The organism is Nocardiopsis camelliae (assembly GCF_028993595.1).
Taxonomy (GTDB): domain Bacteria; phylum Actinomycetota; class Actinomycetes; order Streptosporangiales; family Streptosporangiaceae; genus Nocardiopsis; species Nocardiopsis dassonvillei.
Map to the genome: position 1 here is coordinate 3,924,784 of NZ_CP118614.1, position 15,041 is coordinate 3,939,824.

Genomic DNA, 15,041 nt, shown 5'->3' on the forward strand with positions numbered 1-15,041 from the left:
CATCCGGCACCCCGTCACCGTGCGCCCCGGGCGTAACACCAACGCCGGTGGCCGCGCGGTCATCCGGCGCCGGGGACCTCGTCGGCGGCCGACCGCGCGGCCTCGGCGCGGGCCCGCCAGGCGGCGGGGTCGACCTCCACCGCGCGCAGGCTCGCCTCGTCCACCGCCACCGGGCGCACGGGCAGGAACCCGTTCTCGGGCAGCAGGGGGTCGGCGGTCACGTCGGCGGTCAGCATCTGCACGGTGGCCAGGCCGCACGCGTGGGGCAGCTCAGGCAGCGCGGCGGCCAGGGCCACCCCCGCCGCCAGGCCCACCGAGGTCTCCACGGCGCTGGAGACCACCACCGGCAGGCCGCACGCCTCGGCCACGCGCAGCGCGGCGCGCACCCCGCCCAGCGGCTGGACCTTGAGGACCACGATGTCGGCGGCGCCGGCGGCGCGCACCCGCAGCGGGTCCTCCGCCCTGCGGACGGACTCGTCGGCGGCCACGGGGACCGACACCCGGCGGCGCACGGCTGCCAGCTCGTCCAGGGTGGCGCACGGCTGCTCGACGTACTCCAGGCCGAAGCGGTCCAGTTCGCGCACCATCCGCACGGCGGTGTCGACGTCCCAGGCGCCGTTGGCGTCCACCCGCACCAGCCCGGAGGGGCCAAGGGCGTCGCGGACCGCCTCGACGCGGGCCAGGTCCTCGGCGGGGTCCTGCCCGCGTTCGGCCACCTTGACCTTGGCGGTGGCGCAGCCGCCCGCGGAGACGATCGCGTGGGCCCGCTCGGGGTCCACGGCGGGCACGGTCACGTTGACCGGCACGCGGTCGCGGACGGGCGCGGGCCAGCCGTGGTGGGCGGCCTCCTCACAGGCGGCCCACCAGCGGGCGCACTCGCGCGGGCCGTACTCGGCGAAGGGGGAGAACTCCCCCCATCCGGCGGGCCCGCGCACGAGCATGCCCTCGCGGACGGTGATGCCGCGGAAGCGGTTGCGCAGGCCGACCGCGAAGGCGCGTCCCCCGGCGGGCGTGCCCGCCGGGTCGGGTTCGGCAGCGGTCACGGACGACGCGGGAACTTGTCGAACTCCGGGCGGCGCTTCTCCTTGAAGGCGTCGCGGCCCTCCTGGGCCTCCTCGCTCATGTAGTAGAGCATCGTGGAGTCACCGGCGAACTGCTGCATCCCGGCCGCGCCGTCGCTGACGGCGTTGATGGCGCCCTTGAGCATGCGCAGCGCCAGCGGGGACTTCTCCAGCATCTCCCGGGCCCAGGCCACGGTCTCCTTCTCCAGGTCCTCCAGCGGCACGACCGTGTTGATCATGCCCATGTCCAGGGCCTCCTGCGCGCTGTACTGGCGGCACAGGTACCAGATCTCGCGGGCCTTCTTCAGGCCGACGGTCTCGGCGAGCAGCCAGGAGCCGTAGCCGCCGTCGAAGGAGCCGACCTTGGGGCCGGTCTGGCCGAACTTGGCGTTGTCCGCGGCGATGGTCAGGTCGCAGCAGACCTGGAGCACGTTGCCGCCGCCGATGGACCAGCCGGCGACCATGGCGATGACGGGCTTGGGCAGGCGGCGGATCTGCACCTGGAGGTCGAGCACGTTGAGGCGGCCGATGCCCTGGCGGGCCACGGCGTCGTCGCCCATGTAGCCGTCCTCGCCGCGGATCTTCTGGTCGCCGCCGGAGCAGAACGCCTGGTCACCGGCGCCGGTGAAGATGATCACGCCGACCGAGGAGTCGTCGCGGGCGAGGTTGAAGGCGTCCTGGAGCTCGAACAGCGTCTGGGGCCGGAAGGCGTTGTGCCGCTCGGGGCGGTTGATCGTGATCTTGGCGATGCCCTCCGCGGTCTCGTAGATGATGTCGGAATACTCGCCCGACCGCTGCCAGTCGATCACGCTGCTCACGGCTACTGCTTCTCCTCAACAGGGACACTGTGGACGGCGCGGACGTGTCACCACGTCCACGCAACAACCCTACGCATTGTGCCAGGCGGGCGGGGACGCGCGGGCGGGGCGGTGCTCCTTGCGCCCGGGTCCGCCGCCCGGCGCCGGACCCGGCCCCCGGGGCGGACGCGCCGGACACGGGCGTACCCTTGCCGTCGTGGCACGCGAGAGACAGGTCGAGGCAGGCGGAACGCACCCCCGCGACCTGGAGGGGCGCCCCCTCCAGGCGGTGCGCGGACTGGCGCCGGAGCGCCTGGGCGACCTGTTGGCCCGGGCCCTGGACGGGCACGGCCCCGCCCTGCTGCCGATCCCGGACGGGACCCCCGACGCGCGCGTGGACGAACTCCTGGCCGCCATGCGCCCGGCCTCCCTGCGCACCCCGGACGGGGTCGCCGCACTGGACGGCGCCCGCCCTGCGGGCGGGGACACCGCCCTGGTCATCACCACCTCGGGCTCCACCGGCGCGCCCAAGGGCGTGGAGCTGTCGGCCGCCGCGCTGCGCTCCTCCGCGCGGGCCTCGGTGGCGCGGATCGGCGCCGCTCCCGGCGACGCGTGGCTGTGCGTGCTGCCCGCCGGGCACATCTCCGGCATCCAGGTGATCATGCGCGCCCTGGCCACGGGCGGCCGGATCGAGCACGCGGCCTTCTCGGTGGGGGCGGTGGCCGAGCTCGCGCGCGGATCGCGACCGCACGTGTCCCTGGTGCCCACCCAGCTGCGGCGCCTGCTGGCCGCCGGGACCGACCTGTCGGTGTTCGGGACCGTCCTGCTCGGCGGCGCCGCCGCCGACCCCGCCCTGCTGCGGGAGGCGCGCGGGGCCGGGGGCCGGGTGGTCACCACGTACGGCATGAGCGAGACCTGCGGCGGGTGCGTCTACGACGGCGCCGCGCTGGACGGGGTGCGGGTGCGGGTGGAGTCCCCCTCGGCCGACGGGGCCGGGCGGATCCTGCTGTCGGGGCCGGTGCTGCTCAGCGGCTACCGCCTGGCGCCCGGGGCCGGTGCCGATCCGGGCGCCCTGGTCACCGACACCGACGGGACGCGGTGGCTGCGCACCAACGACCTGGGCCGTCTGGACGGGGCCGGGCGCCTGAGCGTGCTCGGACGCGTGGACGAGGTGGTCAACACCGGCGGCCACAAGGTGGTGCCGGGGCAGGTCAACGCCCGTCTGCTGGAGCACCCCGCCGTGGCCGACTCGGTGGTGGTGGGCCGGTCCGACCCCGAGTGGGGCGAGCGGGTGAGCGCCGTCGTGGTGCCCGCCGACCCCGACGCGCCGCCCTCCCTGGAGCAGCTGCGCGCGTGGGTGCGCGAGCGCCTGCCCGCCTACGCCGCGCCCCGCGAGCTGGAGGTGCGCGCCTCCCTGCCGATGCTGGCCTCGGGCAAGCCCGACCTGGTCTCCCTGCGCGGCCCGCGCGGCTGACCGGCGGGCCCGGCCCGGGGGCTCCCGCCGAAGGGCGCACGCGCTCCGCGCGGCTGAGCGGCGGCAGCGTCCCCGCACGGTACCGCTGCTGAGGACCCCCGCGTTCCCGGCCGACGCCCGTCCGGGCGGGGGCGGGCGTCCCGACGCGGTCCGCGGCACCGGCCGCGGGAGCCGCACCGGCGCGGACCCCCGCGCCCCCTCCGGCGCCGCCACCAGCGCCCCGCGGTCCGGACGCGTGTACCGGCGCGCCTTCGACCCGTGGGACCCTGGGGCGCGTCGGGTGCCGCGCCCCACCACGTCGGTGCCCGTCGAACAGCAGTGACGGCCCGGGGCCGGGCGGTCCGGTCGCTCCGTGCGGAGCGGCCGGTCACGGACGTGTCGGACAAAAGACGGGGAACTTCCCCGGGCGCTCCGACGTCTACCTGAGTAATCCGGCCCCTCGGCCCCTCTCCCAAGGAGGTCCGCAGTTGGTGACAGCCCTCGGCCCACACGTTCGTGCCCCTGCGCTCTCCCCCCAACCGGCCCCCCTTCCCCGCCCGCAACGGTTCCGGGCACGCTCCTTTACCCGCTCCCCACAGCGTTTGGCCACTTCCGTCGCAGTGATCTACGCCACTTCGGCTGATATCCAATCGAGACAGGGAACATTTGACTCCCCAACACGTTGGACATATTGGCGCGTCCAGCCGGCGGGAACCGTCCGCCGCGTGCCACACGTCTTGGAAGGGAGGGAGGTGCCCCGATGACGAGCACTGCCCCAGCCGCTCCGGCACCCACCGCCGGAGCCCCCGCTGACACCGCTCGCAGCGACGACGCGTCCGCCGACGCGGTCCTGACCGACCTGCTCGACCGCGGACGCGCCCAGGGGTACCTGTCCCTCTCCGAACTGCGTGCCGCTTTCACCGCGGCCGCCGTCTCCACCGGCGACGGCCGTTCCATCCTGCGTGAACTCACCGAGAACGGGGTCAGGCTCGCCAACGGGGGCGACGACTCCGCACCGGTGGCCGATCCCGACGCCGAGGACGACGTGCTGGAAGACACTCTCATCGCCACGGTGCCCGACACCGACGAGGCACCCAGGGCCGAAGGCAAGACCGCGCCGCGCAAGGGCCCCTCCCCCCGGAGGAAGACCCGCTCCACACGGCGCGTCAAGAAGGCCGAGCCCGCCCAGACCACCACCGACACGGAAACCGGCGAGGCCGACCTCGACGACCAGTCCCCCGCCATGGGCGACTCGGTCCACACCTACCTCAAGGCCATCGGCCGACGCCAGCTCCTCACCGCGGAGCAGGAGGTCGACCTGGCCAAGCGGGTCGAGGCCGGGCTCTACGCCGAGTACCGGCTCGGCCTGCACGGCGAGGTGGACGGCTCCGCACCGCTGGCCGAGGTCGAGGCCGAAGAGCTGGAGTGGGTGGCCGAGGACGGCCGCAAGGCCAAGTCCCACATGCTGGAGGCCAACCTGCGCCTGGTGGTGTCGGTGGCCAAGAAGTACAGCGACCGGGGGATGTCGCTGCTCGACGTGGTCCAGGAGGGCAACCTCGGCCTGATCCGCGCCGTGGAGAAGTTCGACTACACCAAGGGCTTCAAGTTCTCCACCTACGCCATGTGGTGGATCCGCCAGGCCATCCAGCGCGGTTTCGCCGACTCCGCGCGCACCATCCGCCTGCCCGTGCACGTCCTGGAGCTGCTGAGCAAGGTCAGCCGCCTGGAGCGCGACATGCACCAGGCGCTGGGCCGCGAGCCCACGCCGGAGGAGCTGGGTCTGGAGCTGGACAAGACCCCGGCCCAGATCGAGGAGCTGCTGCGGGTCACCCGCCAGCCCATCAGCCTGGACTCCACCATCGGCGAGGACGGCGAGACCCGCATCGGCGACCTGATCGAGGACGTGGACGCCTCGGAGGCCTCCGAGGTGGTGGACCGCCAGCTCATGGCCGACCAGCTGCGCAACGCGCTGTCGGACCTGGAGCCGCGCGAGGCCACCATCATGTCCCTGCGCTTCGGCCTCATGGACGGCCGTCCGCGCACTCTGGACGAGATCGGCAAGCACCTGGGGCTGACCCGCGAGCGCATCCGCCAGCTGGAGAAGCAGTCGCTGTCCAAGCTGCGCCACCCCAGCCGTGCCCAGCAGCTGCTGGACTTCGCCAGCTAGGGCCCGGCGCGACGGGCGGCGCGGGGCCGCTCCCCACAGGGGGCGGCCCCGCGCCGTGTCCGAAACCCTCAGGGCGAACCCTGGTTCGTCCCCGGTATCGCGTCCGTTCCGGCACGCCGCCGACACCGCGGTGCGACGATGGTGACCATGAGCGATCACCCCCAGCGCCACAGCGACGAGATCTCCGCCGCGCTGCGCGCCAGCCGCGAGCTCGGCCCCGAGTACGACGAGGCTGTGGCGGCCTCCCTGGTCGAGCGCATCGACGGCACCGTCGAGGCGCGCGTGCGCCACCACCTGGCCGCGCAGGCGCGCACGGAGACGGCCAAGGTGGGCATGCCCTCCAACACCGTGCGCTTCGTGCTCTCCCTGGTGTGCCTGGGCGTGAGCATCCCGGTCTCCGCGATCACCGCGGCCGTGGGCAGCCCGGCGGCGCTGCCGCTGGTCTGGCTCGGGCTGATCCTGTTCTACGTCGTCTCGGTCGTGGGCCTGCGCCGCTGACCGGTCTCCGGACGTGACCTGGAACATATCGATTCCGCCACGGATCACCTCCGTCGCTTATCTGCCCGTATGCTCCTTGTGTCCGAAGCCCTACAGTCGTGCCCACCACGGACCACACCGGTCCCACCAGGGGGAAGGACACGATGGTAGCCATCGAGCAACGCAGGACGACGTGGAAACAGATCGGTCCGGGCATCGTCGTCGCGGCCACCGGCGTGGGCGCTGGCGACATGGTCGCCACACTCATCGCGGGCAACCAGTTCGGCTACGCCCTGCTGTGGGCCACCGTCGTCGGCTGCCTGGTCAAGATCTCCCTTGCCGAGGCCACCGGGCGCTGGCACCTGGCCACGGGGACCACCATCTTCGCCGGCTGGAGCAGCCTGGGTAAGTGGACCACCGTCTACTTCGCGCCCTACATCGTGATCTGGGGCTTCGTCTACGGCGCCAGCGCCATGTCCGCCACGGCCCTGCCCCTGGCCGCGCTGATGCCGGGCGTACCCCTGGAGGTGTGGGCGGTCCTGGCCGGGATCTCCGGCCTGGTGATCGTCTGGTTCAACCGCTACGCGGTGTTCGAGAAGATCATGACGGTGCTCGTGGGCGTCATGTTCGTCACCGTGGTCGGCCTGGCCGTCTACGTCGTCCCCGACATCGGCCAGACGCTCCGGGGCCTGGTCCCGATGCTCCCCGAGGGCTCGGTGTTCTACACCATGGGCCTGGTCGGCGGCGTCGGCGGCACCATCACCATGGCGGCCTACGGCTACTGGGTCAACTCCAAGGGCTGGCGGGACTCCTCCTGGATGCGGATGATGCGGCTGGACAACCGCGTCGCCTACGTCACCACCGGCATCTTCGTCGTGGCGATGCTCATCGTGGGCGCCGAGCTGCTCTACGCGAGCGGCATCACGCTCCAGGAGAGCGACCAGGGCCTGATCCAGCTGGGCGACGTCCTGCGCGAGCGCTTCGGCGGGTTCGTGGCGACGGCCTTCCTCATCGGCTTCTTCGCCGCCGCCTACTCCTCCATCATCGGCGTGTGGAACGGCGTGAGCCTGCTGTTCGCCGACTTCGTCAACCACCTGCGGGGCAGGACCAACACCGACCCCGGGGAGAACCAGAAGAGCTGGGCCTTCCGCGGCTACGTGCTCTGGCTGACCTTCCCGCCGATGCTGCTCCTGCTGATCGGCAAGCCCTTCCAGCTGGTCATCGCCTACGGGGTGCTGGGCGCCTTCTTCATGCCGTTCCTGGCCTTCACCCTGATGTGGCTGCTCAACTCCTCGCGCACCCCCCGCGAGTGGCGCAACGGCTGGGTCAGCAACGCGGGCCTGGCGCTGGCCGGATCGCTGTTCGTGGTGCTGTGCGTCTACGAGCTCTACGGGATCGTCGCCGGGGCCTGAACCGGCGGGCGGCGCGGCGGCGCGCGGGGCGGCCTCAGCCCCGCAGCGCCGCGCGCAGGATCTCCACCGCCTCGTCGTGGTCCAGCCCCACCCGGGAAATCACCTCGGCGTAGGCCCGGGCGGCGGCCAGCGCCTCGGCGCGCTGGTCGTCGCGGCCCGCCGCGACGAACGTCCCCGAGCGGCCGCGCGTCTCGACCACACCGGCCTGTTCCAGCTCCCGGTAGGCGCGGGCCACGGTGTTCACCGCCACCGACAGCTGACCCGCCAGCGCGCGCACCGTGGGCAGCCGGTAGCCCACCGGGAGTTCACCGTTGGCGACCGCGATGGCCACGATCGACCTGATCTGCTCGTAGGGCGGGACCCTCGACGTCGGATCGACACGGATGAAATCCGCCATGTGCCACTGCGCTCCCCACCGTCGCGTGCTGCGGTGTCCGGCCGCGGACCGGACCGGACCGGACCGGACACCAAGTTACCGTGCGTGCACCGACCCCAGGTCGCGGGTCGGAGCCGCCGGTGTCAGACCGCCTGGCGCGGCACCCGCTGGATCCCGTGCAGGCGGTGGGCCTCCCGGGCGGTGAGCAGGCGTTCGGCGACCCGGGTGGCCTCGCGCACCCGCGGGCGGGCCAGCCGCTTGCGCCGGTGGATCCGGTCCTCGTACCCCTTGGGTCCCACCAGGGTGCGTTCCCGGGCGTAGGCGGCGCGCATCGCCTCGGTCAGCGCCGCGTCCAGGTCCACGCCCCGCTGGTTCAGCTCCTCCACGGGCGCGTTCCGGGTGCGGGCCCGCTCCAGCGCCTCCTGCGCCTCGGCCACCGCGCGCAGGAGTTCGGGCAGGCGCTCCGCGCGCTCCTGGTCGGAGGCCAGGCTCTCCCGCGCCTGAGCCGTGCTCTGCTTGGCAAGTCCCATGTGTGTGCTCCAGACCACGCGTAACGTCGGACGGGGCCACTCTAAGGGTGACCAATATCATCTGGCGAGCCGGGCCGCGCGTCGGTGGTGGCCGCGCGGCCCGCGATCTGCCACCTTTACGGCGCACACCCCCGAAAGGACCACCGTGAGCAGGAACTACGCCGGACTCAGCCGCGAGCGCATCATCCTCGAAGCGCTCCGCATCATCGCTGGCCGCGGGCTCGGCGGCCTGTCCATGCGCCGCCTCGGCGACGCGCTGGAGGTGGAGGCCATGGCCATCTACCACCACTTCCCCCTGGGCAAGGAGCAGCTGTTCAACGCCATCGCCGCCTACGTCACCTCCCCCGCGGCCACCGGCACCGTCCCCCTCGACGACGGGGAGGCTCCGGAGGACGCGGAGGGGGCGAAGGAGCCCGAGGAGGACACCCGGCCCTGGGACGTGCGCCTCACCGAGTGGGCCGAGGCCTACCGGGAGCGGCTGCTGGAGTTCTCCGGGGCGCTCTCCCTGCTGGTCCACCGCGCCCCGCGCACGCCGAGCAGCGACGCCACCCGGGCCCTGGTCCACGACGCCCTCGCCGAGGCGGGGCTGGAGGGCGAGGACCTGGAGCGCGCCGCCGACGCCCTGCACTCCTACTGCGTGGGCGCGGTCGTGCACCAGGTGCGCCACCAGGACGAGGAGGAGGCGCCCGACGCCGCCGAGTCCCTGGCGCGATTCCGGCACGGGCTGCGCGCCCTGCTGCGCGGACTCACCTCCTGAGCCGCGCCCGGGCGGGCGGCAGGACGCCTTCAGGGGCCTGCGCGCGCCGGTCCTGAGCCGCGTCCGGACAGGGCGGGGGTCCGCCGGGGTGCGGCAGCGTCCCGCCCGGGCGGGGCGGGCGCCGCCCGGCCCCGGTGTGACCAGCGCTCGGGCCCCGCCGGGCGAAACAGGGACCCTGGTCCGGGAACCGAGTGCGTCCTCCCGGCGTCGTTACCAGAAGACAGCCCCCGACCCCGCTCCCCCTCCCGGCGCGGGGCGGTACAGAAAGGTCATCCATGGTTCTCAAGCGTCTGCTCGCCGGTATCGGATTCGGCGGGGCCTCGGTGGAAACCACCCTGCACTCCTCCGTGGCCACCCCGGGCGGCGCCCTGCGGGGCACCGTCGTCATCGAGGGCGGCAACGTCGAGCAGCAGGTCGAGCGGCTCACCGTCGGCCTCCAGGCCCGGGTCGAGGTCGAGAGCGGCGACCACGAGAGCACGCGCGACCTGGAGTTCCACCGCGTCCAGATCGGCGGCGGCGTGACCCTGGCCCCCGGCCAGCGCTTCGAGGTGCCCTTCGAGCTCTTCGTGCCCTGGGAGACCCCCGTCACCGTCCACCGGGGCCGCCACCTGCACCGCATGAACGTCGGTGTGAACACGCGCCTGCACGTGGCGGGCGCGGTCGACCCGGGTGACCTGGACCCGGTGGCCGTGGAGCCGCTCCCCTCGCAGCTGGCCGTGCTGGACTCGCTGGCCTCCCTCGGCTTCTCCTTCAAGCAGGCCGACCTGGAGCAGGGCCGCATCCTGCGCACGCGCCAGCAGCTGCCCTTCTACCAGGAGATCGAGTTCTTCTCGCCCAGCCGCTACCGGGGCCTGAACGAGCTGGAGCTGTCGCTGGTCACCGACGAGCGCGGCATGGACGTGGTGCTGGAGCTGGACAAGAAGCCGGGTCTGCTCTTCTCCGAGAGCCGCGACACCTTCCACCGCTTCAGCGTCGACCACAACGAGGGCGCCGGGCGCGACTGGTCGGGCCACCTGCACCAGTGGATCGACTCGCTGGCGGGCAAGCGCAGCATGTTCTGACCCCGGCGGGGTCCCGGGGGCGGGCGTCCCCGGGACCCGCGGCGCGGTCGACGCGCGGCTCACCCGGTCCGCTGGCGGGCGCGCTCCGCGCGCAGCTCGCGGGCCTGGTCGGGGTCCAGCACGGGCGCCGCGTTGAGCAGTTGGCGGGTGTAGTCGCTGGCGGGGTTCTCGTACACCGCGTCACTGTCGCCCGTCTCCACCACCTCACCCGCACGCATCACCGCGACCCGGTCACTGACCTGACGCACCACCGCCAGGTCGTGGGCCACGAAGATGTAGGTCAACCCGAAGTCGTCCTGCAACTCCGACAGCAACCGCAGCACCTGGTCCTGCGTGGACACGTCCAACGCCGACACCGGCTCATCACAGATGATCAGCTTCGGCTTGAGGATCAGCGCCCGCGCGATCGCGATCCGCTGACGCTGACCACCCGAGAACGCGTGCGGGAACCGGTTGTAGTGGTTGGGCTCCAACCCCACCCGCTCCAACAGCTCCTGCACCTGACGGCGCACCTTCTTGGTGTCCCTCTCCCCCTGCACCCGCAGCGCGGTCCCGATCGCATCCCCCACGGTCACCCGCGGGTTGAGCGAGGAATAGGGGTTCTGGAACACCATCTGCACGTCCCGGCGCAACGGACGCAACGCCCGCTCGGACATGTGGGTGATATCGCGGCCCTCGAACTCCACCCGGCCCCGCGTGGGCTCCAGCAGACGCATCACCATCCGCGACAACGTCGACTTACCCGACCCCGACTCCCCCACGATCCCCAGCGTCTCACCGCGGTGCAGGTCGAAGGAGACACCCTTGACCGCCCAGAAATCCGTGGCCCGGCCCCACACACCGCCGCGCACCCTGAACCGCTGCGCCAGATCCTCCACCCGCAGCAGGGGCTCGCCCCGCTCCTCCTTCGGCTCGGGGGTGAAGGGGCGGAAGACCTCGTCCGGCCCCTTGCGCCCCGCCTCGCCCGCCGCGGTCGACCCCGACCTGCGGCGCTTCTCCTGGTCCTGGCGCTGGCCGCGCTCGGCCCGGTCGCGTGCGCGCCGATGGGCCCGGGAGACCTCCACGCGCGGCACCGCGTCCAGAAGTCCCTGCGTGTAGGCGTGCTGAGGCGCGGACAGCACCTCGCGCACGTCGCCGCGCTCGACCGCGACGCCGCGGCGCATGACCACGACCTCGTCCACCGAACCCGCCACCACCGCCAGGTCGTGCGAGACCAGGATCAGCGCCATGCCCAGGTCGCGGCGCAGCTCGTCCAGCAGGTCCAGGATCTGCGCCTGCACCGTCACGTCCAGCGCCGTCGTGGGCTCGTCGGCCAGCAGGACCTTGGGCTCGCACATCAGCCCCATCGCGATCAGCACGCGCTGGCGCATGCCGCCGGAGAACTCGTGCGGGTAGGAGTTGACCCGCTTGCCGGGCTCGGGGATGCCCACCCGCTCCAGCGACTCCACCGCGCGCTCGCGGGCCCGGGACCGCGACACCCCGGACCGGTGCACGCGCAGCGCCTCCACCAGCTGGTTGCCGACGGTGAACTGCGGGTGCAGCGACTGCATCGGGTCCTGGAAGACCATGGCGATGTCGTTGCCGCGCATCCGCCGCAGCCTCTTGTCCGGGGCGCCGACCACGTCGGTGCCCGCCACCTCGACCTCCCCGGTGATCCGCGCCCGGCTGCCCCGGTGCAGGCCCATGAGGGCCAGCGAGGTCACGCTCTTGCCCGAGCCCGACTCGCCCACGATGCCCAGCGCTCCCCCGACGGGCACGGCGAAGGACAGACCGTCCACCGCCCGGACGTCGCCGTCCATGGTCGGGAACACCACCCGCAGGTCCTCCACCCGCACGACCGGCCCCGACGCCGCGGACTCGCTCACACGACCCCTTCCTTTCCGTTCCCCGGGCGCGGCGGCCCGGGCCGTGTTCGGTACACGTGTGCGCCCGACACGGTTATCCGTGGATGCGCACGCGCGGGTCGATCAGCGGGTACAGCAGGTCCACCACCAGGTTGCAGAGCACGATGAAGAACGCGCCGAACAGCGTCACGCCCAGGATCACCGGCAGGTCGCTCTGCATGATGGCGGTGACCGCGTACCGGCCGATCCCGTTCAGGGAGAAGACCTGCTCGGTCAGGACCGCGCCGCCCAGCACGAGCCCCAGGTCCAGGCCGAAGATGGTCACGATGGGCGTCAGCGTGGGGCGCAGCGCGTGCTTGAGCACCACGCGGCGCTCGCTCAGCCCCTTGGCGCGGGCGGTGCGGATGTAGTCCTCACCCAGGGTCTCCAGCATGCCCGCGCGCGTCTGGCGTGCGTACATGGCCGCGTGCAGGAAGGCCAGCGTCAGCCACGGCAGCAGCAGTCCCTGCGCCCACCTGGACGGGTCCTCGCTGAAGGGGACGTAGCCCGGGGTGCCGAACAGCCCCCAGGCGTGCACGAGGAAGGCCAGGGACAGCAGACCGGTGAAGAAGATCGGCAGCGACACCCCCGCCAGGGCGACGGCCATCGCCAGCCGGTCGAACAGGCTGCCCTTCCACACCGCGGAGACCACGCCGACCAGGATGCCGCCCACCAGCCAGATCACTCCCGCGCCGAGGGCCAGTGAGGCCGTCACCGGCAGCCGCGCCACGATCTCGGGGAAGACCTCCTGGTAGGTCTGGAAGGAGTAGCCCAGACAGGGCGCCGCGCACTCGATCGTGTCGTTGCCGAAGCGGTACTCCGCGCCGAGGAAGAGGCCCCGGACGAACTCCCCGAACTGCACGACGACGGGCCGGTCCAGGCCCAGGCGGTCGATGGTGGCCTGGATGGCCTCGGGGGTGGGGGCGCGGCCCACGTACATCGTCGCCAGCTGTTCGACGGTGCGCCCCGCCCACCGGGGCACCACGTAGAAGATGGCGAAGGTGACCATGGTGACCACGGCCAGGAGCAGGAGTCCGGCGCCCAGGCGGCGCAGGATGTAGGTCAGCAACGCGCGTGCTCTCTGTCGTCGGGGCCGGGGCGGGGGCGGGACGGGTCCGCGAACGGTACCCGCCCGCAAGCAGACAGTAACTCAGTGTGGTCACTTGGTCGCGTTCAATCGCCCGGAGCACGCCTTCCGTGGCGCTGGAGATCACGGATCGACCGAGTCGGTCACCTTCCGCTCTTGACTGATGCACTGCCCCGGACGGGTCGTGGGCGCTCGGAGAATATGTTCCGGCCGGTGGTCCCTACAGCACGAAGCGGGCCGGGCCCCGAGACCTGTGGTCGGAGATCGGTGCCGCGTGGGAGAAATGGACGCGGTATGGGAAGCCGGGCCGTGACCGGCTCGGCGTGACCGTGGACCAGGAGGGAACGCGACTGTGGGCGGACGCCCCGGCAGGGGTCCTTCGGCCTGTGGGCACGGCCGCCGCTGTGGGGTAGCCTCACCCCGTGTCAGCACGAAACCGACCCCGCCCAATGTGTCTGGGCGGGGTCGGTTCGTACTTGGCTACTAGCTGCGGACTACCGCGAGCAGGGCCGTCCACTCAGGGGCCGGTGCCGACAGGTGGCCCAGTTCCCGGTTCTGGGTGTCACGCACGTCTGTGAAGGCGCCCTCTCGGACCTCGACGCAGTGCCCGGTGTTGCCGCTGTAGCTGGACTTGTGCCAGGCAGAACTCACTGTTCATCCCTTGGTGACGGCGAGAACAGCAGTCCACTCCAGCGTGGACACCGTGAGGTGGCCCAGCTCCCGGTTCTGGGTGTCGCGGATGCCGGTGACCGGGCCCTCCGCGACCTCCACGCAGTTGCCACCGCCAGCGCTGTAGGTGGACTTGTGCCAGGTCTTCTCAGACATCTTCAACAGCCTCTTTCAGCATGTCCAGGCTTTGGTCGCCGGAAAGCGCCTCCCCCTGGAGCAACCCGAACACGGTCATGCAGTGCTGGACGAGCTTCGCATCGTCGATCACGGCCTCCCCCGTCATGTGCTCAGCCGAAGCCACAGAGGGGCGGTCCGCGAACGTGTGGATGCGAAACGGTCCAGTGCCCCCATGGTGCCGGGGAGCACCCCAGGGGATGATCTGCAACCGTAGGTTATCCCGCTCGATCTCATGGACCAGTCGGCGGATCTGCTCGCGGTGCTCGTCACGACTCAGCCCACCCACCCTGCGGCGAATCACCGGCTCCTCCACGATCATCAGGATGAACGGCTTATCGATCCGGTCAAAGATCGCCTTCCTGCGCATTCGTGACTGGACCAGGCTTTCCACCGAGTCCGCTCCCCGCCCCGGCCACACGTCGCGGGTCAACGCGCGGGCATATGCCTCGGTTTGTGTCAGGCCAGGGAACACCAACGGCTGATAGTCACGGATCTCCACCGCTGATTCTTCGAGGTCTGAGAGCTGCTGGAACCACGGGTCGAGCCCGGTTTCCTGTTTCGCTTCGTGCCATTTGCGGATGAGTGCCTGGTTCGCGTTGTAGAGCTCGTCCAGTGCAGTGACGGCGTCCAGCTCGATCTTGCGGGTGCCCCTCTCATAGGAGGAGACCGCGGTCGGCACGACGCCCAGGACTTCGGCTGCGTCGGACTGGAGGAGACCTGCGGCTTTGCGGGCGCGAAAGAGTTCACGCCCGAACTTTTTCCAGGCTGGGGGTGCTTTCTCTGCCACTAGCTTCTCCCGAGGGGTACACACAACTACACACTGATAGTCGACAAGTACACGCTACAGAACGCGATCGCCATTTACTACACCTATGCGTGAAAGCTATTGCGCAGCCTCTGACCTGCAAGCGATGGTGTGACTACGGAAACATTCCGGCGAGTCACTGCGGAAGAAATGTCCGTTGTGGCGTCTCATGTGTAGTTTCCCGCTGTCGTTCCCATCTCACTCAGGGAGAGGTCGGCCCCGTGAACTCCCGCCCCTCACTGGGCGGGCACCAGCGCCGTCCCGTCCGTGCCCATACACGGGCGGAACAGCCCAGCAGGACATGAGAAAGCCCCGACGGTCGAAGTGGA

Annotated in this window: 15 protein-coding genes; 6 read left to right on the top strand and 9 right to left on the bottom strand. The window is 71.8% G+C overall.

Features of this window, described 5'->3' with window-relative positions; translation table 11 throughout:
- Nucleotides 1-59: 59 nt before the first annotated feature.
- Both PV789_RS17225 and menB read right to left on the bottom strand, forming a co-directional pair.
- Nucleotides 60-1,043, bottom strand: a complete 984-nt coding sequence (locus PV789_RS17225) for an o-succinylbenzoate synthase (RefSeq protein ID WP_274973589.1) — start codon at nt 1,041-1,043, stop codon at nt 60-62.
- Nucleotides 1,040-1,879 (bottom strand): 1,4-dihydroxy-2-naphthoyl-CoA synthase, encoded by an 840-nt coding sequence (gene menB / locus PV789_RS17230; RefSeq protein ID WP_274973590.1) that lies wholly within the window; start codon nt 1,877-1,879, stop codon nt 1,040-1,042. The genes PV789_RS17225 and menB overlap by 4 nt, the downstream gene beginning before the upstream one ends.
- A 196-nt stretch (nt 1,880-2,075) precedes the next feature.
- Here menB and PV789_RS17235 point away from each other — a divergent pair, with 196 nt between their 5' ends.
- The 4 genes from PV789_RS17235 (at nt 2,076) to PV789_RS17250 (ending at nt 7,367) form a co-directional block, all read left to right on the top strand.
- Complete coding sequence (locus PV789_RS17235; RefSeq protein ID WP_274973591.1) at nt 2,076-3,332, top strand: AMP-binding protein; 1,257 nt, start codon at nt 2,076-2,078, stop codon at nt 3,330-3,332.
- A gap of 739 nt (nt 3,333-4,071) precedes the next feature.
- A complete protein-coding gene (locus PV789_RS17240) occupies nt 4,072-5,478 on the top strand; it encodes a sigma-70 family RNA polymerase sigma factor (protein ID WP_274973592.1) in 1,407 nt (468 codons plus the stop codon).
- A gap of 138 nt (nt 5,479-5,616) precedes the next feature.
- Complete coding sequence (locus PV789_RS17245) at nt 5,617-5,976, top strand: hypothetical protein (RefSeq protein ID WP_274973593.1); 360 nt, start codon at nt 5,617-5,619, stop codon at nt 5,974-5,976.
- A gap of 143 nt (nt 5,977-6,119) precedes the next feature.
- Nucleotides 6,120-7,367 (top strand): Nramp family divalent metal transporter, encoded by a 1,248-nt coding sequence (locus PV789_RS17250; RefSeq protein WP_274973594.1) that lies wholly within the window; start codon nt 6,120-6,122, stop codon nt 7,365-7,367.
- A 34-nt stretch (nt 7,368-7,401) separates the two neighbouring features.
- On the opposite strand, the gene PV789_RS17255 is transcribed toward PV789_RS17250, so the two are convergent.
- Nucleotides 7,402-7,764, bottom strand: coding sequence for a GntR family transcriptional regulator (locus tag PV789_RS17255; RefSeq protein WP_047872006.1), 363 nt, complete (start codon nt 7,762-7,764; stop codon nt 7,402-7,404).
- Between the two features lie 122 nt (nt 7,765-7,886).
- Nucleotides 7,887-8,273, bottom strand: coding sequence for a hypothetical protein (locus PV789_RS17260; RefSeq protein WP_274973595.1), 387 nt, complete (start codon nt 8,271-8,273; stop codon nt 7,887-7,889).
- A 145-nt stretch (nt 8,274-8,418) separates the two neighbouring features.
- Here PV789_RS17260 and PV789_RS17265 point away from each other — a divergent pair, with 145 nt between their 5' ends.
- Nucleotides 8,419-9,030, top strand: coding sequence for a TetR/AcrR family transcriptional regulator (locus tag PV789_RS17265; RefSeq protein WP_274973596.1), 612 nt, complete (start codon nt 8,419-8,421; stop codon nt 9,028-9,030).
- A 275-nt stretch (nt 9,031-9,305) separates the two neighbouring features.
- Complete coding sequence (locus tag PV789_RS17270; RefSeq protein WP_274973597.1) at nt 9,306-10,091, top strand: sporulation protein; 786 nt, start codon at nt 9,306-9,308, stop codon at nt 10,089-10,091.
- 59 nt (nt 10,092-10,150) lie between these two features.
- Here the strand turns inward: PV789_RS17270 and PV789_RS17275 are convergent, their stop codons facing one another.
- From PV789_RS17275 to PV789_RS17295, 5 genes are all read right to left on the bottom strand, one after another.
- On the bottom strand, nt 10,151-11,956 hold the full coding sequence (locus PV789_RS17275; protein WP_274973598.1) for an ABC transporter ATP-binding protein: 1,806 nt from the start codon (nt 11,954-11,956) through the stop codon (nt 10,151-10,153).
- A 73-nt stretch (nt 11,957-12,029) separates the two neighbouring features.
- Complete coding sequence (locus PV789_RS17280; RefSeq protein WP_274973599.1) at nt 12,030-13,043, bottom strand: ABC transporter permease; 1,014 nt, start codon at nt 13,041-13,043, stop codon at nt 12,030-12,032.
- A 501-nt stretch (nt 13,044-13,544) separates the two neighbouring features.
- A complete protein-coding gene (locus PV789_RS17285; RefSeq protein WP_274973600.1) occupies nt 13,545-13,712 on the bottom strand; it encodes a DUF397 domain-containing protein in 168 nt (55 codons plus the stop codon).
- A 3-nt stretch (nt 13,713-13,715) separates the two neighbouring features.
- The gene (locus PV789_RS17290; protein WP_274973601.1) at nt 13,716-13,886 is read right to left on the bottom strand and encodes a DUF397 domain-containing protein; all 171 of its coding nucleotides are present in this window, start codon (nt 13,884-13,886) and stop codon (nt 13,716-13,718) included.
- Nucleotides 13,879-14,694 (bottom strand): helix-turn-helix domain-containing protein, encoded by an 816-nt coding sequence (locus tag PV789_RS17295; protein ID WP_274973602.1) that lies wholly within the window; start codon nt 14,692-14,694, stop codon nt 13,879-13,881. The genes PV789_RS17290 and PV789_RS17295 overlap by 8 nt, the downstream gene beginning before the upstream one ends.
- Between the last annotated feature and the right edge of the window lie 347 nt (nt 14,695-15,041).

What these genes read in the sequence shown, in the direction of transcription:
- PV789_RS17240 (WP_274973592.1), top strand. Translation starts at nt 4,072, where the DNA reads ATGACGAGCACTGCCCCAGCCGCTCCGGCACCCACCGCCGGAGCCCCC.
- PV789_RS17245 (WP_274973593.1), top strand. Translation starts at nt 5,617, where the DNA reads ATGGTGACCATGAGCGATCACCCCCAGCGCCACAGCGACGAGATCTCC.
- PV789_RS17250 (WP_274973594.1), top strand. Translation starts at nt 6,120, where the DNA reads ATGGTAGCCATCGAGCAACGCAGGACGACGTGGAAACAGATCGGTCCG.
- PV789_RS17255 (WP_047872006.1), bottom strand. Translation starts at nt 7,764, where the DNA reads ATGGCGGATTTCATCCGTGTCGATCCGACGTCGAGGGTCCCGCCCTAC.
- PV789_RS17260 (WP_274973595.1), bottom strand. Translation starts at nt 8,273, where the DNA reads ATGGGACTTGCCAAGCAGAGCACGGCTCAGGCGCGGGAGAGCCTGGCC.
- PV789_RS17270 (WP_274973597.1), top strand. Translation starts at nt 9,306, where the DNA reads ATGGTTCTCAAGCGTCTGCTCGCCGGTATCGGATTCGGCGGGGCCTCG.
- PV789_RS17290 (WP_274973601.1), bottom strand. Translation starts at nt 13,886, where the DNA reads ATGTCTGAGAAGACCTGGCACAAGTCCACCTACAGCGCTGGCGGTGGC.